The sequence below is a fragment of the Rhodopseudomonas sp. P2A-2r genome (assembly GCF_026015985.1).
In the GTDB taxonomy this organism is placed as follows: Bacteria; Pseudomonadota; Alphaproteobacteria; order Rhizobiales; family Xanthobacteraceae; genus Tardiphaga.
This window is the reverse complement of record NZ_CP110389.1, coordinates 1961163-1980799: the sequence shown is the minus strand read 5'-3', so window position 1 is coordinate 1980799 and position 19637 is coordinate 1961163. Positions and strand designations below refer to the sequence as shown.

The 19637-nt window shown below is 66.0% G+C and carries 16 protein-coding genes and 2 pseudogenes; 9 read left to right on the top strand and 9 right to left on the bottom strand.

What is annotated here, in order from left to right; translation table 11 throughout:
• From ONR75_RS09350 to ONR75_RS09330, 5 genes and pseudogenes are all read left to right on the top strand, one after another.
• Positions 1 to 1098: a FecCD family ABC transporter permease gene (locus ONR75_RS09350; RefSeq protein ID WP_265082341.1), complete on the top strand. Its 1098-nt coding sequence runs from the start codon at positions 1 to 3 to the stop codon at positions 1096 to 1098.
• Positions 1095 to 1907 (top strand): heme ABC transporter ATP-binding protein, encoded by an 813-nt coding sequence (locus ONR75_RS09345; RefSeq protein WP_265082340.1) that lies wholly within the window; start codon positions 1095 to 1097, stop codon positions 1905 to 1907. The genes ONR75_RS09350 and ONR75_RS09345 overlap by 4 nt, the downstream gene beginning before the upstream one ends.
• Before the next feature lie 73 nt (positions 1908 to 1980).
• Positions 1981 to 2343: a response regulator gene (locus tag ONR75_RS09340; RefSeq protein ID WP_265082339.1), complete on the top strand. Its 363-nt coding sequence runs from the start codon at positions 1981 to 1983 to the stop codon at positions 2341 to 2343.
• A 79-nt stretch (positions 2344 to 2422) separates the two neighbouring features.
• Positions 2423 to 3710 (top strand): annotated as a pseudogene (locus ONR75_RS09335) (amidohydrolase family protein).
• Between the two features lie 143 nt (positions 3711 to 3853).
• A complete protein-coding gene (locus tag ONR75_RS09330; RefSeq protein WP_265082338.1) occupies positions 3854 to 4720 on the top strand; it encodes an IclR family transcriptional regulator in 867 nt (288 codons plus the stop codon).
• A 15-nt stretch (positions 4721 to 4735) separates the two neighbouring features.
• Here ONR75_RS09330 and ONR75_RS09325 read toward each other — a convergent pair whose 3' ends face one another.
• Together ONR75_RS09325 and ONR75_RS09320 are read right to left on the bottom strand one after the other, a co-directional pair.
• Positions 4736 to 5299, bottom strand: a complete 564-nt coding sequence (locus ONR75_RS09325) for a hypothetical protein (protein WP_265082337.1) — start codon at positions 5297 to 5299, stop codon at positions 4736 to 4738.
• A 53-nt stretch (positions 5300 to 5352) separates the two neighbouring features.
• The gene (locus ONR75_RS09320; RefSeq protein ID WP_265082336.1) at positions 5353 to 6081 is read right to left on the bottom strand and encodes a hypothetical protein; all 729 of its coding nucleotides are present in this window, start codon (positions 6079 to 6081) and stop codon (positions 5353 to 5355) included.
• 22 nt (positions 6082 to 6103) lie between these two features.
• Here ONR75_RS09320 and ONR75_RS09315 point away from each other — a divergent pair, with 22 nt between their 5' ends.
• Positions 6104 to 7282 (top strand): glycosyltransferase family 4 protein, encoded by a 1179-nt coding sequence (locus ONR75_RS09315; protein ID WP_265082335.1) that lies wholly within the window; start codon positions 6104 to 6106, stop codon positions 7280 to 7282.
• A gap of 20 nt (positions 7283 to 7302) precedes the next feature.
• Here ONR75_RS09315 and ONR75_RS09310 read toward each other — a convergent pair.
• Both ONR75_RS09310 and ONR75_RS09305 read right to left on the bottom strand, forming a co-directional pair.
• Positions 7303 to 8450: pseudogene (locus tag ONR75_RS09310) on the bottom strand (glycosyltransferase).
• The gene (locus ONR75_RS09305) at positions 8443 to 9465 is read right to left on the bottom strand and encodes a polysaccharide deacetylase family protein (protein ID WP_265082334.1); all 1023 of its coding nucleotides are present in this window, start codon (positions 9463 to 9465) and stop codon (positions 8443 to 8445) included. The pseudogene ONR75_RS09310 and the gene ONR75_RS09305 overlap by 8 nt, the downstream one beginning before the upstream one ends.
• Between ONR75_RS09305 and ONR75_RS09300 the strand changes: the two genes are divergently transcribed.
• A complete protein-coding gene (locus tag ONR75_RS09300; protein ID WP_265083934.1) occupies positions 9398 to 9658 on the top strand; it encodes a hypothetical protein in 261 nt (86 codons plus the stop codon). The genes ONR75_RS09305 and ONR75_RS09300 overlap by 68 nt on opposite strands.
• A gap of 25 nt (positions 9659 to 9683) precedes the next feature.
• Here the strand turns inward: ONR75_RS09300 and ONR75_RS09295 are convergent, their stop codons facing one another.
• From ONR75_RS09295 to ONR75_RS09280, 4 genes are read right to left on the bottom strand one after another with little or no spacing between them, the layout of a single operon-like run.
• Complete coding sequence (locus ONR75_RS09295; RefSeq protein ID WP_265082333.1) at positions 9684 to 11081, bottom strand: O-antigen ligase family protein; 1398 nt, start codon at positions 11079 to 11081, stop codon at positions 9684 to 9686.
• Complete coding sequence (locus ONR75_RS09290) at positions 11078 to 12232, bottom strand: glycosyltransferase (RefSeq protein ID WP_265082332.1); 1155 nt, start codon at positions 12230 to 12232, stop codon at positions 11078 to 11080. Before ONR75_RS09290 ends, ONR75_RS09295 begins: the two co-directional genes overlap by 4 nt.
• Positions 12232 to 14589, bottom strand: coding sequence for a polysaccharide biosynthesis tyrosine autokinase (locus ONR75_RS09285; protein WP_265082331.1), 2358 nt, complete (start codon positions 14587 to 14589; stop codon positions 12232 to 12234). Before ONR75_RS09285 ends, ONR75_RS09290 begins: the two co-directional genes overlap by 1 nt.
• A 32-nt stretch (positions 14590 to 14621) precedes the next feature.
• Positions 14622 to 15791, bottom strand: a complete 1170-nt coding sequence (locus ONR75_RS09280) for a glycosyltransferase (RefSeq protein WP_265082330.1) — start codon at positions 15789 to 15791, stop codon at positions 14622 to 14624.
• 395 nt (positions 15792 to 16186) lie between these two features.
• Between ONR75_RS09280 and ONR75_RS09275 the strand changes: the two genes are divergently transcribed.
• Positions 16187 to 16360, top strand: coding sequence for a DUF1328 domain-containing protein (locus ONR75_RS09275; protein ID WP_265082329.1), 174 nt, complete (start codon positions 16187 to 16189; stop codon positions 16358 to 16360).
• Between the two features lie 1067 nt (positions 16361 to 17427).
• Here the strand turns inward: ONR75_RS09275 and ONR75_RS09270 are convergent.
• Complete coding sequence (locus tag ONR75_RS09270; protein WP_265082328.1) at positions 17428 to 18333, bottom strand: LysR family transcriptional regulator; 906 nt, start codon at positions 18331 to 18333, stop codon at positions 17428 to 17430.
• A 158-nt stretch (positions 18334 to 18491) separates the two neighbouring features.
• Here ONR75_RS09270 and ONR75_RS09265 point away from each other — a divergent pair, with 158 nt between their 5' ends.
• Positions 18492 to 19541 (top strand): ABC transporter substrate-binding protein, encoded by a 1050-nt coding sequence (locus ONR75_RS09265; RefSeq protein WP_265082327.1) that lies wholly within the window; start codon positions 18492 to 18494, stop codon positions 19539 to 19541.
• The last annotated feature ends 96 nt before the right edge of the window (positions 19542 to 19637 follow it).

Here is a 19637-nt window from a genome sequence, read left to right as displayed (position 1 = left end):
ATGACAATGGCCGACGCCCAACGGATGGCTGCGGTGACGCTGGCCCGGCGCGCGCACCGGCCACGCGCGCTGCCGGTGCTCGGCGTGCTGCTGTTGGCGCTGCTGCTGGCGATGCTGCTCGCCGCAGCGATCGGCGCCGCCGGCATTCCGCTGGCGCGGCTGCCCGCCGCGCTCGGCCTTGTCAGCGCATCGCCCGGTGACGCCTTGGCGGCACGGGATCAACTGATCCTGTGGTCGATCCGGCTACCGCGGATCGCCATCGCGGCAATGATCGGTGGTCTGCTCGGCTCCGCCGGCACGATCATGCAGGGGCTGTTCCGCAATCCGCTGGCCGATCCGGCGCTGGTCGGCGTCTCCAGTGGCGGCGCTTTCGCTGCCGCTGCCGCCATCGTCGTCAGCGACGGCCGTTTCGCCAGCCACCTTGCGGTGCTGCAACCGGTGCTGTTGCCCATGGCTGCCTTCATCGGGTCACTCGCGACGACGATCGTGTTGTACCGCATCGCCAGCCGCAGCGGACGGACCTCGATCGCCATCTTCCTGCTCGCGGGCCTTGCCATCGCCGCCATCGCCAATGCCGGCATCGGCCTCCTGGTGTTCGTCGCCGACGACCGCCAGTTGCGCGACATCACCTTCTGGCTTCTCGGTTCGCTCAGCGGCGCCACCTGGACCAAGGCAGCCACGCTGGCGCCGATCATGGCCGTCGCGCTGGTGGCGATGACATTCATCCATCGCGGCCTCGACATCCTGATCCTCGGCGAATCCGAAGCCTTTCATTCCGGCGTCGATGTCGAACGGCTGAAACGGATCTGCATCGTGCTGGTCTCCGCAATGACCGGCGCCGCAGTGTCGGTGTGCGGCGTGGTCGGCTTCGTCGGAATCGTGGTGCCGCATCTGTTGCGGCTGGTGATTGGCCCCGGCCATCGCCTGCTGCTGCCGGCCTCGGTCGGGCTCGGCGCGACCCTGATGATCGGCGCGGATACCATGGCCCGCAGCATCGTCGCGCCGGCGGAGATGCCGATCGGCATTCTCACCGCCGCGGTGGGCGCGCCGATATTCCTGCTGATCCTGCTGCGCCAGCGCGGGCTGGTCGGGCTGTGAGCGCCGCGCTCGAGACATCGCAACTGTCGATGGCCGTCGGCCGTGCCACATTGCTCGACCGCGTCGATCTGTGCATCCGCGGCGGCGAGACGCTGGCCATCGTCGGTCCCAACGGCGCCGGCAAATCGACCTTGCTGCGCCTGCTGTCGGCGGATCTGGTGCCCAACGCCGGCGCCGTCCGGCTGCAAGGCCGCGCACTCTCCTCTTACGCGCCTGCCGAACTGGCGTTGCGGCGCGCGATGCTGTCGCAACACGTCACGGTGAGCTTTCCCTTCACGGTGCGCGAAATCGTCGCCATGGGCTGCAGCAACAGGCCGGGTGCAGCGGTGCAGGCGCTGGTGGATGCAGCCATCGACGAGGTCGGGCTGGACGCGCTGCGCAACCGCGAACTGCCGACCCTGTCGGGCGGCGAACAGCAGCGCGCCCATCTCGCCCGGGTGCTGGTGCAACTGGCCTGCGGCGAGCGCGTCCATGGACCGGGCATCCTGCTGCTCGACGAGCCCACATCGAGCCTCGACCTGCGCCACCAGATTGCGCTGGTCGAGATCGCGCGACGCCGCGCGCGCAACGGCACGGCGGTCGTGGCCGTGCTGCACGATCTCAATCTCGCCGTGCGATTCGCCAACCGCATCCTCGTGCTCCACGGCGGCAAGGTGGCGGCTGAAGGCACCCCCGTTGAGACGATCAGCAGCGCAATCGTCAGGCGCGCCTTTGAAATCGACGTTACCGTAGAGCGCACCACAGAGGGGCTACCGTTTGTATTGCCGCAGAGCATGCGGCAGGTTTCCTCGCCAGGCGCCCATTTTTAAGTGCGGAACCTGACTTTTTCTGAACCGCTGAAGTGCTCGGGCATTGCCTCCGTGAACAACCACGGAGAAAACCATGGGTCATCATCGCGGTACCGCGCTTGTCGTCGAGAACGATGAAATGCAGCGCATGCTTGTCAGCGTGCTGCTGGAAGAGAGCGAGATGGAGGTCATCCAGTGTGAAAGCGGCGAGGCAGCAATGCTGGTGCTTGCCTCCGCAGGTGACAGCGTCTCGCTGGTGTTCACCGACGTGGAACTCGCCGGACTCATGGATGGCATCGAACTGGCGCATGTCGCGCACACGCAATTTCCTGATGTGCGCATCGTGGTCACGTCCGGGGCGCCACGCGCCCGCGAACTGCCCGACGGCACCACCTTCATGGCCAAGCCGTGGAGCCCGATCGACCTGCTGCGCGAGGCCGAGAAGTCGATACACTGACAACACCGGCGACTTGCAATGATGCTGTGCTGCGGCGATAGTTCCGCACACTGCTTCTTGCAACGGTCTGGTATCGCGCATGACATTCGATCTTCTGATCCGCCACGCCAACCTCCCCGACGGCCGGACGGATCAGGACATTGCCATCGGTGGCGGTCGCATCCTGGCCGTGCAGCCGGCCATCGTCGGCGGCGCCACACGCGTGATCGACGCCGCCGGCTACCTGGTGTCTCCCCGTTCATCGACGTCCACTTTCACATGGACGCAACATTGTCGCTAGGCCTGCCCCGGCTGAACGTCTCCGGCACCTTGCTGGAAGGCATTGCGCTGTGGGGCGAGTTGAAGCCGCTGCTCACCTATGAGGCTCTGGTCGAACGCGCGCTACGCTATTGCGACCTTGCGGTTACCCAAGGCCTGCTCGCCGTGCGCAGCCATGTCGACATCTGCGACGACAGCCTGCTCGCCGTCGATGCGCTGCTCGACGTCAAGCGCCAGGTCGCACCGTATCTCGATCTCGAACTTGTGGCGTTTCCGCAGGATGGCTATTTCCGTTCGCCGACCGCGGCGGCCAATCTCGCCCGCGCCCTCGACAAGGGCGTATCCGTGGTCGGGGGCATCCCGCATTTCGAACGCACGATGGCCGACGGCGCCGCCTCGGTGAAGGCGCTGTGCGAGATTGCAGCAAAGCGAGGCCTGCGCGTCGACATGCATTGCGATGAAAGCGACGACCCGCTGTCGCGGCATATCGAGGCGTTGGCCTATGAGACGCAGCGGCTCGGCCTGCACGGCCGCGTCGCCGGCTCGCACCTGACCTCAATGCATTCGATGGACAATTACTACGTCTCGAAGTTGCTGCCATTGATGGCCGAAGGGGGGTTGCTGCGATTGCCAATCCGCTGATCAACATCGTGCTGCAGGGCCGCCACGACTCCTATCCGAAGCGCCGCGGCATGACGCGGGTGCCGGAGATGCGGCCCATGGGCATCAACGTCGCGTTCGGCCAGGATTGCTGCATGGATCCGTGGTATTCCCTGGGCTCCGCCGACATGCTGGAGGTCGCCCATATGGGACTGCACGTGGCGCAGATGACCAGCCGCGAGGCGATGCGTTATTGCTTCGAGACCATCACCACCAATCCGGCGAAGATCATGGGCATCGAAGGCTACGGCCTCGATGTCGGCTGTAACGGCGATCTGGTGCTGCTGCAGGCCCGCGATCCCATCGAGGCGATCCGCCTCAAGGCCACGCGCCTCGCCGTGGTCCGCCGCGGCCGCGTCATAGCAGAAACGCCGGCCCGGATCGGCCGTCTGGCCCTCGACGGGCGCCCCTCCGGCGTTGATCCCGCCGCTTACGCGCCGCCGGCATAGTCCGGGTATCGGACTGCACCGGCGTCACAAAAATCGGGCATCTCGTTCATTGCGCGTTAACGCAAGGCAGACAGCCGGCGATCCCTGGCGGCTTCTCAATTGCTGGGAATGCCGTCTTGGACTAGAAGCATGACGAGATATCAGTGCCCGACGGCATGGAGGACAGTCCCGTGGGGATCACCGGCGACCCGGATTCGACCGAGGACTTGGTGCCAACCATACGAACGGCTCCGAAGGCCGGGCGCCGGGCTCGGCCCGCTGCAGCCGCAGACGGCAGTTCACGAAAGATCCTGCGCGCATTGCTGGCATTCTCCGTCGAAAGACCCCGACATTCCGCGGAAAGCCTCGCCGAACAGATCGGCCTGCCACTGTCGTCGACCTATCGCTATCTGGCCATCCTGCGCGAGGCCGAACTGATCGATGAAGACGGACGCGGATCCTTCGTGCTGGCGCCGCGCGTGATCGGCCTCGCGCAGGCGGCGCGCGCAGGCACCGACCTCGCGTCAGTGGCTCGCCCGCACATGAAACGATTATCGCAGGAGACCGGTGAGACCGTGATCCTGGTGCGCCGGTCCGGCGACCGCGCCGTCTGCATCGAGCGGGTCGAGTCGTCGTCGCGCATTCGTCTGACCTTCGACGTCGGCACAGCCCTGCCGCTGCATCGCGGCGCGGCGCCCAAATTACTGCTCGCGCATCTGTCGCCAGCCGAACGCGATACGGTGCTGGATGAAGTGGTTTCCCGCGATCCCGGTTTCGGTCCGCACCGCAAGGCGCTGGTGAACGAGCTCGCGGTGATCCGGGAACGCGGGTGGTCGGAGTCGCATGCCGAGATCAGCTCGCATGTCTATGCGGTGGCGGATGGCATCAAGGATGCGAACGGCATCGTGGCTGCGCTGTCCATTGTCGCCCCGGCGTTTCGGACGCCACGCGCGGCACAGATCAAATTGCGCGGCCATCTGGAGGCCGCGACGCGTGACGTCACCAAAGCCTATATCGCAGTGACGTTCTGATGCGCAGTCGAAAAACTATCGACGCGGCTTCGGCAGGCGCAGCATGTAAGTCTCGTTGCCGGCGAGGCCGCTGATCACCGCCTTGCCGGCGCTGACGCGGATATCGCGGCGCTTGCCGTCCCAGCCCCAGAGTTCGGCGCGCTCGGCCCATTCGGGCAGTTGCACCTCCCATACCGTGCCTGGCGTCTCGGTCCATCCCGGCAGGTCCTGCCAGACCATGAGTTGCGCGCTGTCGTTTTCGAGCGTGAACCGACCGGCACGGACGTCCAGTGCGGTGAACGTCATGTCACCGGCGAGAGCAAGGACCGTGCGCAACGTCTTGGCACGTGAATCCGGCTTCCACGGGGCTTCCGAAGCCGCCATCGCATAGCCGGGCCCTTCGAACCTGCCAGTGTCGCCCAGATTCCACGGCAACGCCAGCACTGTCGCCGACCGTTTCCCGTCGGAACCGACAACACCCACCTCGTCCCAGAACGCGGTCAGGAACAGGCGCGCGGCAAGATTCGGATCTTCCCATGCGCCATCGCGCGAAACATTGAATTCGGTCGCGTAGAAATTGATATCACGCTTCAGCGCCATCGCCGCCTTGACGCGATCGAAGCACGTCTGCGCGGAGAATTCGCGGCCCCGGGTCAGCGGGTACCACTTCGCGTTGTAATAGGTGTGCAGATCGATGCCATCGAGGCGCCCGTCCTCAAGCAGGCCGGCGATCGCCGGACCATAGCCACGCAGCGTCGCATCGGCAGCCGAATTGCAGGTTGCGAAGCCCCCGGCACCACGCGCAACGTGGCATCGATGCTGTGCACGCCGTCGGCGAAGCCGGCCAGCGCATCCCGGTAGTCATCACGCGGAATATTGGCCAGCACGTCCGGCTCGTTGATCGCGGTAAACACCGTCGCACCCCATCCGTATATACCGTTTTCACGGGCCCATTCACCATTCGGACGAAAACGTCGCGCAAGAACCTGTCCGGCGGCGAACCAGTCGTCGTACGATCCGATCGGTTGCGGCCGCTCCAGGAATTGGTAGCTGCCATCATATTCGAGCAGAATAATCGGGGTGATGCCGTGTCGGTGGGCTTCACGCATCGCGGCATCGAAATTGCGAGGAGTCGGCTTGCGATCGAGATCCCGCCAGCCATATGAGTTCACCCGTCCAAGCTTGGCGCCGACGCCGCGGAGCGCCTGGTACATTTGCGCCGTCGGAGCACCGGTCAAATGTGTCACGATGTTTCCGCCCCCGACGCGATCACGCAGCGTTGAATTCTGCGCGGTTGCGTCGACTGCGAAAGCCTGCGAGCCCATCAAAAGCGCGGCGAGAACAATTGCGACGGCGACCGGATTTTCTCGAAGCTGAGACATTTTCCCTCTTAGGCTACGGACCATGACATTCGAGATCGTCCAAATTGTGCAGGAGTTGAGTACGGTCGGCGGCGTCGAAACCGTAGCCTTCGAATTGGCGCGCGCTTTCGGCCGTGCCAAGATCCCGAATACCGTGCTGGCCAGCGCAGTGGACGGTCCGGTCGCCAGCGGCATCACCATCGAGCGGATCGCGCCCTGGTTGTCGCACATTCCCACCCGTGGCGTATTGCGACACCTCGGTCGCCTGTTCGTCGTACCTATCTTCACCATCCTGGCCACCCGCGCCATCGCCAGACATCCCAACGCGGTAGTCCTCAGCCATGGTGACAGCCTGAAGGGCGACGTGCTGGTGGTCCATGCCGTCAACGCCCAAAGCCTTGCCGAAAAGCGCAACGCCAACATCTGGTGGTGGTTGCTCAATCCCATGCATCTGTGGATCGGCCTGCGCGAGCGGTGGATGATCGGTGGCCTGCGCTACCGGATGTTCGTGGCTGTGTCGCCCCGCGTATCCACCGAACTGCAATCTCTCTATTCGGTGCCGCTGTCGCGCATCCGCATCATTCCCAACGGCATCGATATAGGCCGCTTCAGGCTGGACCCGGATGCCCGGCTGTCCATTCGCAGGGAGTTCGGCATTCCCGCCGACGCCAGGCTGCTGTTGTTCGCCGGACATGAATTTCGACGCAAGGGGCTGGCCCATGCGATCGGCGCGCTGGAGCGTCTCGGTTCCGATGTCTGGCTGCTTGTGGTCGGTTCGGACAACCCCGCTCCCTATCGCAAGCTCGCCCCCACCGCCGGCAGTCGCCTTGTGTTTGCCGGCCCACGGTGCGACATGCCGGCGCTGTATGCCGCAGCCGACGCGCTGTTGCTGCCCACCGCCTATGAGACCTTCTCGCTGGTCTGCATGGAGGCGATGGCCTGTTCGGTGCCGGTGTTCGCCACTCCGGTCGGCGGCATCGAGGACTATCTCGTCGACGGCGTGAATGGCTATCGGATTGCCAGGAATGCCGATGACATTGCCGGCAAGATCGGTCGCGCATTTTCCGACGCCGCGTTGATGGAGCGCATGCGCGACGGTGCGCGCGCCACATCGCTGAATTACGGCTGGGACCACATCGGCGCGCAGTACATCGAACTGCTGAAGCAGGTGCATGCTGCCAAACCAAATCCTGTCGCGACCGCGGTTGCGGTCGGCAGCTGAACCCAAGGCTGCCGGCGCCGCTATGACTCGCCCCTGCCGGCGGCGGCGAGGCAGGCCGACGCCAGGACATGCGATACCGCCTCGTAGGTGAACCGGGCCTCGACATTGTGCCGCGCCGCGGTCCCCCGAGCGCTACGCAGCGCGGGATCGTCGGCGACCTGTTCGAGCAGCTTCGCCAGTGCCCCGGGATCGCGCTCGGGCACGATCCAGCCGCCATCTCCGACCACGCTGGGAATGGCGCCGCATTCCGAGCCGATCACCGGAATGCCGCAGGCCTGCGCCTCGACGATGACCCGGCCGAATTGCTCGCGTACGGATTTGGTTGTCCGCGTGAGGAGTACCATGATGTCGAGGCTGCGCATGAATGACGCGACCTCGGCGGGCGTTCCCCAGCCCTGGAAGCTGACACGCTCGCCGAGGCCGAGTTCCGTCACGCGCTGCCGCAGCCGGTCCTCATGCGGGCCTTCCCCATGATCGCCAACGAGACCGGGACCGCCGCGCGCGCCATCGCATCGAGCGCATCGTCGAGGCCCTTTTCCTCGATCAGCCGACCGACATAGCCGATGCGCAGGCCGGATCGCATGGATTCTGCAACCGGCATATCCGGTGCGGGGAAGAAGCTGGTCAGGTCGACGCCGTAGCCGATCGGAGTGACCGGACCGCGATAGCCGCGGGCGCGCACCACCGCCGTGGCGTCCGGACTGCGGGACAGCACGTGATCGGTATGCTGCAGCACCTGCTTGCGGATAGCCTCGAACGGCGGCGGCAGGCGCTTGAGGATGTTCTGGTCGACCTCCATCACCAGCGCGGCGCGCCCCTTCAGCACGCGCGCCTGCAGCGCCACGACGCTCCACGGCTCCTCCCACAGATGCACCACATCCGGATCGATTTCGCGGATCAGCCGGCGCAGGCCAGGATAGAAATGCAGATACCACCCCATCGGGCCGGCCCGCGGCAGCCGGATCGGTAGCACATGAATCTTCAGCGCGGGATCGTCGGACGGCGTACCGACGAAGCTGCGGCCAAACTCCTGCCAGACGGCGGGCACCACAAGATGGACGTCGACATCGTCGCGCGCCGCCAGCGAATGGTAGCGCAGGCGACCGCCTTCGCTACTCACCGCCGGATGGGCGATCGACAGAATTTTCAGACGAGCTTGTCTAGACACGCCCGGTCATCCGCGCCGCGGCGCCGGTCACGCCCGTCAGATGAAGCTCCATCGTCGCCAGACTGCGATGGCCGCCATTGATCGTGTTGCGCGGCAGCTCGAACGGTTGCTGTCCGCTGCGTACCAGCCCCTTGCGCGTCGTTGCCGCGCTGGCAAATCCGGCCCGGCGGGCGATGTCGAAATCGCGCGGCCCGCAATCAAAGGCGCGGCCATAGGGAAATGCAAAGTGTCGGGCCGCGACGCCGAGCCGCTCGATCAACCGTTCGCGGCTGCCCTGCAATTCGGCCAGCGCATCCGCTGGCGCCAGCGACGAAATCCGGGCGTGGCTGACGGTGTGTGCGCCGATCTCGACCAGCGGATCGTCGCGCAGCGCTTCCAGCATCTCCCAGGAAATCGCGTGCTTCCAGTGCATCGCCTCGATGTCGATATCGTTGCGTTTGCAGAACGTTGCATATTCTCCAGCGGCCTGCGGACCGTCCCATGCCGCCGCGATGCGGTGAAAGGCCGCCTGCTTGCGCTCCGGCGTGCTGACGTCGATATCACCGTCCTCCAGCGCCACCCGATCGTGCCGCAGCAGCACATCCTCGAGTCCGGCGGCCCACAGCGCCAGCGTTGCGTCGGGAATGCCGGTAGTAACAAACAGGGTCACCGGAACGCCATGGCGGCGAAACAGCGGGACCACCTCCTCGAACGTATCGCGGTAGCAGTCATCCACCGAGAAATTGACGAAACGGTCATTCGGCTTGCCGAGCTGGGCGCGACGCAGCGCCTCCTCCATCGTCACCACATCCCAGCCGCGCTCCGTCAGATATGAGAGGAAGGTGTCGAGAAAATCGAGATCGAGATAGAAATCGCGGTTCGGCAGGGTCTCCCAAACCTTTGAAGGCGCGGCACGATGAAACGTCATCAGGCAGCCACGCGTGCCGGTGAAAAGGTCGGCAGCCATCGTGATCGGCCGGACCAATGTCTCGGAGGCCGCCATCCGTTTCGCCATCGCTGACAATATCTGCTTCATTGACGAGCTTCCCGAGCCGAAACCGGCTGCCTATCCCGAATACAAACGATCAATTCAAACAACCCCGGCGAGCAGCATCCTATCACGCGCCGCCGCGTCGAGGCCGAGCGACAAAATGTCCGAAGCGCCGCATTCGGCAGATATCGACGAGAAGGTTAATCGCGACATTCGCATCACCGGCGCCAAATGGTGACGGCCACTCGAAATTCCGTTCATTGTTAAGAAATCGTCTCTGCATCCCCGCCGTGAAGGAAGCGCGGCGCCGACGACAGCAGCACCGCAAAGGTCCAGAAGAAGAAGCCATTCTCACCGGACGTGATATTGGCCAGCGGCAGCTGCACCAGCGCGCCGCAGCCGAGCGCGCCGATGACGATCGCCTCCGCTCCGCCGTCCTGCCACGCCACCCACAGCGTTGTCAGCGCCGCCCAGACCAATGCGGTCAGGCAAACCAGGCCGACCACAATGCCCATCATGAGCCAGCAAGCCACGATCATGCCGTCGACCGGCATCGCTCCCGCGCTGCCGACATCGGTGGTGGTGAAGCCTGAGCCGATCAGCGAGCTGTCCGGCATGTTCCACAGCGTGACGAATTCATCCATCCGCTCCTGCGCGCTGCCGTCCTTTGCGCCCTCGCCCAGCGAGGCAAAGCGATCGCTGATCATGTCGCCGAACGGCGTCAGCGTCGCTGCCAGAACGACCACCGCCACGGTCCCCACCAGGATGAAGCCGGCTTTGCGGCGCGTGGTGTTGAACAGCAGGCAGAACAGGATGCCGACCGCCAGCGAGATCCACGCCGTGCGGTAGGACGACAGCAGCAGAGCGAAGGCGGCGGGGCACACCAGCAGCAGCAATTCCCAGCGCAGCCGGGAGAAGCACACCACGATCAGGCCGATCGCGGTGAAGGTCGCGAAACTCGCCGGCCCGTTCATCGTGCTGAAGGTACGAACACCGTAGGGCACCGGCTGGCCGACCGAGGGAATCGATGCGAGCTGCATCCAGTAAATATCCCAGCTCGGCGGGTCGACATACTGGAAGATGCCGTAGATGCCGATGATCGGCAGGATGATGAGAAACGCCGGGGCTGCCGCCTGCACCATTTCGTCGCGGTCGGCATGTGCGATCAGCGCCGCCGCATAGATCAGCGGTGCGGTCCATTTCAACGCCCCTGAGGCGGCGCTCATCCAGTCGGCCTGCATGATCGACAGCGCGGTGGCATAGGCGACGCAGCCGCCGACCACCAGAAGCGGCACCATCACCGGGCTCGGCCCGCGCGACGAATTCAGCAATCGCAGCAGTCCTGGCGCCGGCGCCAGGATGGCCAGCATCGGACCGATCAGCAGCAGGCCGGACTGATCGAAGCCAGCGGACAGGTCGACAACCCGGCGCACGAACGGCGCGAAGGCAAACAGCACCAGCATGGATTGCAGATGCGAGGCCGCACCTTGCTGCCATGCGTACCAGCCGAGCGCGGCACAGCCGAGCACGAACAGCGGCTTGGCGAGGCCGCCCAGCGCGCCGCCGAGCACAGCCGTTCCGACGATCAGCGCCGCTGCGGCCAGCCAGCCGGGCAGCGGCCAGATGCCGATACGGAACGCGGGAACTGCTCCCACGCTCATGCCGCGGCTCCCGCGCCCAACCGACCGATCACGCCGGAGATGGATTGCAGCATCTGCGCCATGCCGTAATGCGAACGCGCACGGGCGACTGCGTAAGCGACCTGTCCGTTGAGGTCGGCGGGCCGCGACAGCACCCGCTTCACCGCGCGCGCCAGCGACTCGGAATCGTCGGGCGGCACCAGCGTGCCGGCCTTGCCGGCTTCCAGAATGTCCGACGCCGCCCCGGCATCGGTGGCGATCACCGGCACGCCGGCGAGCATCGCCTCGACCAGGGTGCGGCCGAACGGTTCGGGATCGATCGAGGGATGGATCACCGCATCGACGGCGCTCATCAGCCGCGGCACATCGCTGCGCTGGCCGAGAAAGTGGACGCGGTCGGCAAGACCAAGTTCATCCACGAGCTTGCTGAGACGCGTCGCATAGGCCTGTTCGCCGAACAGCGCGTCGCCGGCAATGATGCAGCTCACGCCGGGCAGCTGCGCCAGCGCCTGTAGCACCACGTGCTGTCCCTTCCACGGCGCCAGCCGGCTGAACACACCGATCAGCGGGCCGGTGGGCAATCCCAGTTGCTGCCTGATCTCGGCCGGCGACTGGCTTTCCGGCGTGACGTCGAGGCCGTTGGCAATGACCTCGACCAGATCCTGGCGGCCGCCTTCGGCGACGAAGGCGGCCGCCGCGGCCTGCGACGGCACGATCACCTTCGATGCGCAAGAATTGGCGAGCAACACCTGAACGCGGCGCTGCATGGCGCCGAAGTGGACGCCGCTGATGATGTCGTGCAGGTGCCAGACCAGCGGGCGCCGCGCCAGGGTGGCGGCGATAGCGGAGAGCACAAAGGCCTTCTGCGAATTGGCGTAGACGATATCGCGACTGCGCGCGGCGCGGGCGACTTCAAGAACGATGGCGCAGAGCCGACCGACCAGCGGCACCACCCTGAGGATCGAGCTGTCGCGTCGCACGCCGCCGAGGCCCTGGCCCCAGCGCGAGACGGTGACGTCGAGTTCCCGGCTTGCCAGCGCCTGGCGCAGCGGACCGTCCTCGAACAGAAAGGCCGACGCGCCCACCCAGGGCTGCACCACGTCGAGCAGCACCAGTTCGGCGCCCGAGACCTGTCCGGTGTGACTGACGAACATCACCCGCGGCGCAGGCATCACGTCGCCCTGAGATAGGCATCGACCGCCGGCTCGGCCGGACGGGCGGACGCATCCGGCTTCATCATGGTCATGGCGATGCCGAGCACCTTGCCGCCGGCCGCCTTGATGGCGCTGGTGGTCGCCACCGCCTCGCCGATGGAGAAACTGCCGGCCCGCATGCTGAGCAGCACGCCGTCGACCTGCCGCGCCAGCACGCCGACATCCATCAGCACGGCCGGAATCGGACCGTCGACCAGCACGACTTCGTAACTCTGGCTCCACAGCAGCAGGTCGGACATCTGCCTGCGGCGCAGCAGATCGAACTGGCTGGAGGCCGGGCCGGCGGCGATCACGTCCAGATTCGGAATCGAAGTGCGGACCACCACGTCGCCCGGTTGGGCGTCGCCGAGCAGCACGGCCTGCAGTCCGCGTCCTCCGGCAAGCGCCAGCGCCGCCTCGAAGCGCGGCGTGCGCAAGTCGCATTCCACGGCCAGCACTTTGCGCCCGGCGATGGCGAGATGCTGCGCCAGCGCCAGCGTCAGGAATGTCTTGCCCTCGCCCGCGCCAGGCGCGGTCATCAGGATCTTCTGGCAGGCCCCGGCTTTGGCCCCAACCGCCAGGCCAGCGGCGAGATCGCGCAGCGCCGCCTGATAGGCGGGGTCCTGCTGCGCCACCGAGAGCGAGCGGACCAGCGACAGGCCGGATTGCCCGGCAAGGATGGCACTGATCGGCGACTCCGGCACGTCATTGGCGATCACCGGCAGCCGCGCCAGGATCGACGCGCCGGTCACGACGGAAAGTTCAGTGGCGCGCTCAACCGGTGTCGCGACCGGTTTCGCAACGGCGGCCGTGACCGGTGGCGGCGTCGGCGCCGCTGCCGGTGACAGCGGCGGAGCAGCAGCCGGCGCCGGAATTGCCGGCAATGGCGCGGCCGGCTTTGCCGGCGCGGCGATCGCAGAAGCGGCCGCAGGCGGAGCGACAGCGACGGCCGGTGTCGCAGCCACCGGCGCGGCCTTGCGCGGCAAGGCCGGGCGTGTGGGCAGCCAGGCGGCGGCGGGCTTCAGCCGATCCCCGAACAGCACGGCAGCAAGGGCCAGCAGCAGGCCGATGGTCCCGCCGGCCGCGAGGAACGGGATCTTTTTCGGGAAGAACGGTTTGTTCGGTAACTCCGCGAGGCTGACCAGCCGGGTGCTGCCGAGCAATACCCGGCGCTCGGTCTCCAGCTCGCTGGTGCGCTTGTAGAGCTCGGCATATTGCTGGCGCTTGATTTCGGTGTCGCGCACCATGCTCTCGATCGAGGCCTCGTCGGTGGTGGCCGACCCGACCTCCGCCTTCACGGCATCGACCTGCTTGCGCAGCGAGGTCACCAGCGCGTCATTGGCGTCATAGGTCTTTTGCGCGCTCGCCGCGATGCTGGCGATCTCGGCAGTCAGCCGTTGCTGCACCAGGTCGCGTTCGCGCTCCAGCGCGCGCAGCGCCGGATGCCGCGGGCCCAGCACGTTGGACTGGCTCGCCAGCTGTGCACTCACCACCGTGAGCTGCTGCTTCAGATCCGCCACCGCACGGCTCGACAGCACTGACGGCGCGTCGCTGGCGCCGCGCGACTGGTTGGCCTTGATTTCCTGCAGCCGCGCCGCGGCGTCGGCGCGCGCCGCCTCGGCCACCGACAGTTGCTGGCTGATGCTGGTCAGGCGCTCCGAGCTGATCGGCGCGGTGGCGCCGCGGGCCAGGCCCTTGTTGCGCCGGAATGCCTGGATCTTGGCATCGGCGTCGCGCAACTGGGTGTCGAGCTGGGCCAGTTCCTTGCGCAACCACGAAGCCGCGACCTCGCGGCTGTTCGATCCGGCGGCGCGCTGGTCCTCGAGGAAGGCGTTGGTCAGCGCATTGGCCATGGTCTGCGCGACCTCGGGGATCGACGACTGGTAGGAAATATTGATGACCCGCGAGCGGCCGACGGCACCGATGGCGTAGCGGTTCTGCACGTAGTCGACGAAGTCTGCGCTGTCGGTCTGCATCCGATCGCAGATGCTTCCGCCGCGGGCGGCACGACAATCTGCGACCGCGGCATCGAGCACGCCGGGCAGCGCCATCGCCAGTCGCATCACCCGCGGCGAGCGGATCACCAGCAACTGGCTCTCGAGGTCGGCGGGATCGCCGATCTTCTGTGCCCAGGCCGCGGAGGTCGAGTTGTTGCCAAGCTCCTGCTCGGCGACGATCACCGAGCCGGTGGCGAGGTAGCGCACCGGCAGCACCAGAAGTGCGATGACCGTCAGCACCAGCACGCCGCCAAGCACTGCGGCGACTAGGCCGCGGCGCTGCCAGATCCGCTGCACCAGACCCGGCTCCCGGGTTTCGTTGCTGTCAGTCGCGTCCATTGTGGTTGGGTGCCTATCAGTCATTGCGGCCATCAGGCTGAGACACGGGATGGCAGTGGACGGCCGGATTTGACGTCGAGACCGGAGCGGCTCTGCTCCATGGCGCCTTCGACCACCGCCATGAACTCAGCACGAAACCGCTCGGCAGAGAACTGGCTGGCCTGCGCCCGGCAGTCGTCGCGCGAGAAGAGTTGTTCCTGCGCCACGAAGGCGCGCACGCACTCGGCGATCGCGGCAGGCTCCGCCGTGTCGAACAGCATGCCGGTGCGGCGGCCGAGCGCGGTCGACACCGTCTCGCGCGCGCCGCCGCGTCCCAGCGCCAGCACCGGCGTGCCCTCGGACTGCACCTCGACCACGATGATGCCGAAGTCTTCCTCCGCCGCGAACACGAAGGCGCGTGCCGTCGCCATCAGCCGGCGCAGCTCGGCGTCGCTGACAAAGCCGGCGAAGCTGACATTCGGCGTTGCCAGCGCCTTGAGGCGCGCCGCCTCCGGGCCGTCGCCGGCCACGATCAACTGTTCGTCCGGCAGGTCCGCGAAGGCGCGCACCACCGCTTCGATCTTCTTGTAGGGCACCAGCCGGCTGGCGGCGAGAAAATGCCGGCCGACCGGCAGTTCTACTGATAGCGCCGACAGGGTCACCGGCGGATACACCACCTGGGCGACGCGGCCGTAGATCTTCAGAATCCGGCGCGCCACGAATCTCGAATTGGCGATCATCACGTCCGGACCGTGCGCGGTGCGCGCGTCCCACATCCGGATGTTGTGCAGGATCAGCCGCGCGATCATGCCCTTCAGCCCGCGCGCATAGCCGCTTTCCTTGAGATAAGCGTGCTGCAGATCCCAGGCATAGCGCATCGGCGAATGTACATAGGCGACGTGGACCTGGTTCGGCCCGGTCAGGATTCCTTTGGCCACCGCATAGCTCGACGAGATCACCAGATCGTAGTCGGAGAAATCGAACTGCTCGATGGCCAGCGGCATCAGCGGCAGATAGGAGCGATGGCGGCTGGCGATGAACGGCATCTTCTGCAGGAAGCTGGTGTGCGTCTGCCTGATGCCGATCTTGGCGCGATCTTCCGGCGTCAGCACATCGAACAGGGTGAACACGTCGGCATCGGGATAGCAGTGCAGGATCTCACGCAGGACCTGCTCGGCGCCGCCGACGACATACAGCCAGTCATGTACAATCGCGACGCGCATCTCGTACCTCTTGCCGGCCCGGCCAACGCCGAACCCGCCGAATCTCATAGATCAACAGCAAGGCGGCACAAACGAATTTTGGCGCTTACGTTAATCCGGCAGGATGCCCTCGCGACCGACCAAATAGCGCATCGCGCGCCGCGATCGTCAACCGTCGCCGCCGCCCCCTTGCCGGATACCGGAACCGCAGTTCCGAAAGCTCTTGCCGACCGGGCGTCACGATGGCTAACGCGCTGTTCGCGCATCTTCATTTACCGATCCCTTGGTTAATATGGGGTTTAGAGCGGCGCTGCGGCTGCCCCTGCCGGCAGCGGCGCTCCCCTCCCGCCGCGCGTTCCGCCGCCGGAACTTTCACCGGCATGTGGCGTTTTGTCCCGCAGCAACGGAGTCAAGCGATGAGCATTCTGAAGTGGGCCCTGATCTTCTTTGTCGTGTCGATCGTGGCCGGCATTCTCGGCTTCACCGGCGTCTCGGCGGCCTCGGCCGACGTGGCGCGGGTGCTGTTCTATATCTTCGTGATCATCTTCGTGGTGCTGCTGATCCTGGGGTTCACCATCTTCCGGGCGTAGCGGCCGAGCTGATCTGGTAGTGCGCTCTTCCTTTTCCCCTCCCCCGCGTCTTCGCGGTGGGGAGGGTGGCCGCGCGCAGCGCGGTCGGGTGGGGGACGCGCAGCAAACACTGCAGCGCGTGGCGCGCCCCACCCCGGCCTCCACTTCGCCGATGCTGCGCATCGCCTTTGTTCGGCCGACCCTCCCCGCCTCGCGCGGCTGCGCCGCGCTCCGGGGAGGGATTCTTCAGGCGCCTTGCCTGAACATCCGATTCAACTGTCAAACAGCCAAGCAACAACAATCCCGCGACGCTTGCGCGCCCGGGGTGTGCTGCATTCCCTTGCCCCCTCGAAATCGAGAGGGCGCGCGGAACGCCGGGTGCCCGATGCACCCATGGGCTTGTGCGCAAAGTGTAGTAAGCGCACAAGGCTTGCCACGGTCACACCGGACTGATCCGGCGTTCCGCGCGCGATGGTGTTAACGGCTTATTGCGTGCTCTCCCCGGCGGCCGACACGGTTTCTCGTCGCCGTCGCCTCCGGTTGAGGGTGTTCCGCGGACGGGTTGCCGCGGACTCTCCACCGGGCTTGGTGCTCACGCGGGGCACCAGGACCACACGCCTTCGCCGTCCGCGCAGCGCTGTCGTCTGCGCTTCCTCCGGTTCTCACTGGCCATTCTGGCGAGCCCTGAACCGAATTCCGCGCCTGACGCTGCTGCGTCCACCGCACCCCGCCCCGCGAACCTGACGATCGCGATACGCCCCTCTCGGTGGGGCGGGATGCGAGGGATTATAATCTTAGATGGGAAACCGTCAAGAGGAATTGCGGAATATTTTCTCTGCGCGCCTGTCGCTGCCGTTCCGTACCCCGGACGCGGTGCACTGCGCCGCGCTTGCGGCGTGGTGCGCCGCAGATCCAGGGGCCCAGCTTGTTGACATCAAGCAAGCTGGGTCCCGGGTCTGCGCAGCAGCACCGTCGGCGATGCTGCGCATCGCCTGTGCTGCAGCGCGCCCGGGACACGAAGAGCAACAGTGCGACCGGGACACGAACGACGCGGTCGCGCGCCCGGGAAACGAAGGGCGACAGCGCGCCTACCCCGCCTTCATCTCGTTCAGGCTCTTCGCCAAAATCTCGGCAAACGTCGCCGCGGCAACCGGCAGGGTGCGGCCGCGCAGCTGGCACAGCACGAGGTCGGCGGTCGGCACGTCGCGGACGTCGACCGGGCGGCTGACCAGCCCGAGACCGAGATCGCCGGTCGGTGCGCCGATCTCGATCTGGAACGAGATCATGTTGCAGCGGAACACCAGTCCGCGCAGCATTTCGAACGAATTGGATTCGGCGAGCATGTTGAGCCGCAGGTTGCGCCGCGCGGTGACCTCGTCGAGCACCTGGCGACCGCTCAAGGTACGGTCCGGCAGCGCCGCGGGATAGTCGGCGCAATCCGACAGCCGCAGCATCTTCTTCGCCGCCAGTGGATGATCGGCGCGGCAGATCACTGCCAGCCGCTGTGGGATATGCGCGATGACCCGCAGCGACGGCCACATCGCCGGCCGATAGACCAGCGCCAGATCGACGTCGTAGGCGGCGAGCGCCGCCAGCGCCCGCTCGTGGTCCATCACCTTGAGATCGAACACCACCTTCGGATGTTTTTCGCGAAAGGTGGCGATGCGCGCCGCGAGGAAATCATGGGCCAGCGCCTGGCTGCAGGCGATCTGCACCGGGCCGCGGCGCAGGCCCCTGAGATCCTCGACCTGCGACTTCATACGCTCGGCATCGGCGATCTGGCTGCGCGCATAGCGCACGAACATCTCGCCGGCGGTGGTGAGTTTCACTCCGCGCGGCCGGCGCTCGAACAACGGCGTGCCGACCTCGGCCTCGAGATCCTGGATGCGCCGGTTCATCGCCGACGGCGTCAGGTTCAACAGCTCAGCGGCGCGGCGGATCGAGCCCGACCGCGCTACCTCCACCACATGGGTCAGCAGTTTCAGGTGCCGCATGGCGTCTCCGGACGAATTCCGAGTGATGCCTTTTCGGCACCGCTCCGTCAGAAACATAGCAGCAGATAAGCTCACTGGAACAGGCTTTACTTGTCCGAGGAGCGGCCGCGCTGAAGCCAGCACGGCCAGGGATGGCAGGCTTCAACAGGACAACAGCGATGATCGGACACCATGGATTTCGTGGACTGCGGACGCTTGCGCTCGCGCTGGCGGTAACCGCAGGCCCTTTCGCCACCGCCCAGGCACAGACCAGGATCAAGATGATCCTGAACTGGAAGTACGAGGGGCCGCAGGGCATGTTGTTCCTCGCGGACGACCGTGGCTACTTCAAAGCGGAAGGCCTCGACGTCACTTTCGACCAGGGCAACGGTTCCGGCGCCGCGGTGCCGCAGGTCGCCAACGGCGCCTATGACATGGGCTTCGGCGACATCAACGCGCTGATCGAACTGGCCGCCAAGAAGCCCGACGAGGCGCCGATCGGCGTCTACCAGATGTACAACCGGCCGCCCTTCACCGTGGCGGTGAAGGCCGGCAGCGCCATCAAGACGCCGGCCGACTTCATCGGCAAGAAGCTCGGCGGCGCCGCCAATGACGGCGCGCTGAAACTGTTCCCGGCGCTGTGCGCCACCGCCAAGATCGACTGCGCCAAGGTCGAGATCACCAACATGCAGCCGAACCTGCGCGAGCAGATGCTGATGAAGGACCAGGTCGACGGCGTGTTCGGCTACATCACCACCATCCGCTTCAGCGCCAAGCTGATCGGCGTCGATCCCGACAAGGAGTTGCGCTTCATCAAGTTCGGCGACTACGGCATGGACCTGTATTCCAACGCCATCATCGTCTCGCGCAAATTCGCCAAGGAGAATCCGGCCGCGGTGAAGGGCTTCCTCAAGGCGCTCAACCACGGCATCAAGGACGCCATGGCCGATCCCAAGGCGGCCGTCGACGCCGTCGCCAAGCGGGAATCGCTGATCAAGCAGGACGTCGAACTGGCGCGCCTCAACGCCACCTTCGCCGACGAGATGAATGCCCCGGAGATCGCCAAGATCGGCCACGGCGACATCAGCGATATCAGAATGGCCAAGGCCATCGACATCCTGGTCAGCGCCAAGGAACTGCCGCGCACGCCGAAGGTGAACGAGATCTTTGATCGCAGCTTCATGCCGCCGCTCAGCGAACGGCCGACGGCGATCAAGGCGGCGATGTGAGAACGAGACCCCTCATGGTGAGGAGCGCGCCCCTGGGCGCGTGTCTCGAACCATGAGGGATTGTGGCGCTCATCCTTCGAGACGCGCGCAAGTGCG

Coding starts and splice junctions, on each gene's coding strand:
- ONR75_RS09350 (WP_265082341.1), top strand. CDS start 1: ATGACAATGGCCGACGCCCAACGGATGGCTGCGGTGACGCTGGCCCGG.
- ONR75_RS09340 (WP_265082339.1), top strand. CDS start 1,981: ATGGGTCATCATCGCGGTACCGCGCTTGTCGTCGAGAACGATGAAATG.
- ONR75_RS09325 (WP_265082337.1), bottom strand. CDS start 5,299: ATGGCGCTGAAGCGTGATATCAATTTCTACGCGACCGAATTCAATGTT.
- ONR75_RS09320 (WP_265082336.1), bottom strand. CDS start 6,081: ATGTCTCAGCTTCGAGAAAATCCGGTCGCCGTCGCAATTGTTCTCGCC.
- ONR75_RS09315 (WP_265082335.1), top strand. CDS start 6,104: ATGACATTCGAGATCGTCCAAATTGTGCAGGAGTTGAGTACGGTCGGC.
- ONR75_RS09305 (WP_265082334.1), bottom strand. CDS start 9,465: ATGAAGCAGATATTGTCAGCGATGGCGAAACGGATGGCGGCCTCCGAG.
- ONR75_RS09295 (WP_265082333.1), bottom strand. CDS start 11,081: ATGAGCGTGGGAGCAGTTCCCGCGTTCCGTATCGGCATCTGGCCGCTG.
- ONR75_RS09290 (WP_265082332.1), bottom strand. CDS start 12,232: ATGCCTGCGCCGCGGGTGATGTTCGTCAGTCACACCGGACAGGTCTCG.
- ONR75_RS09285 (WP_265082331.1), bottom strand. CDS start 14,589: ATGGACGCGACTGACAGCAACGAAACCCGGGAGCCGGGTCTGGTGCAG.
- ONR75_RS09280 (WP_265082330.1), bottom strand. CDS start 15,791: ATGCGCGTCGCGATTGTACATGACTGGCTGTATGTCGTCGGCGGCGCC.
- ONR75_RS09275 (WP_265082329.1), top strand. CDS start 16,187: ATGAGCATTCTGAAGTGGGCCCTGATCTTCTTTGTCGTGTCGATCGTG.
- ONR75_RS09270 (WP_265082328.1), bottom strand. CDS start 18,333: ATGCGGCACCTGAAACTGCTGACCCATGTGGTGGAGGTAGCGCGGTCG.
- ONR75_RS09265 (WP_265082327.1), top strand. CDS start 18,492: ATGATCGGACACCATGGATTTCGTGGACTGCGGACGCTTGCGCTCGCG.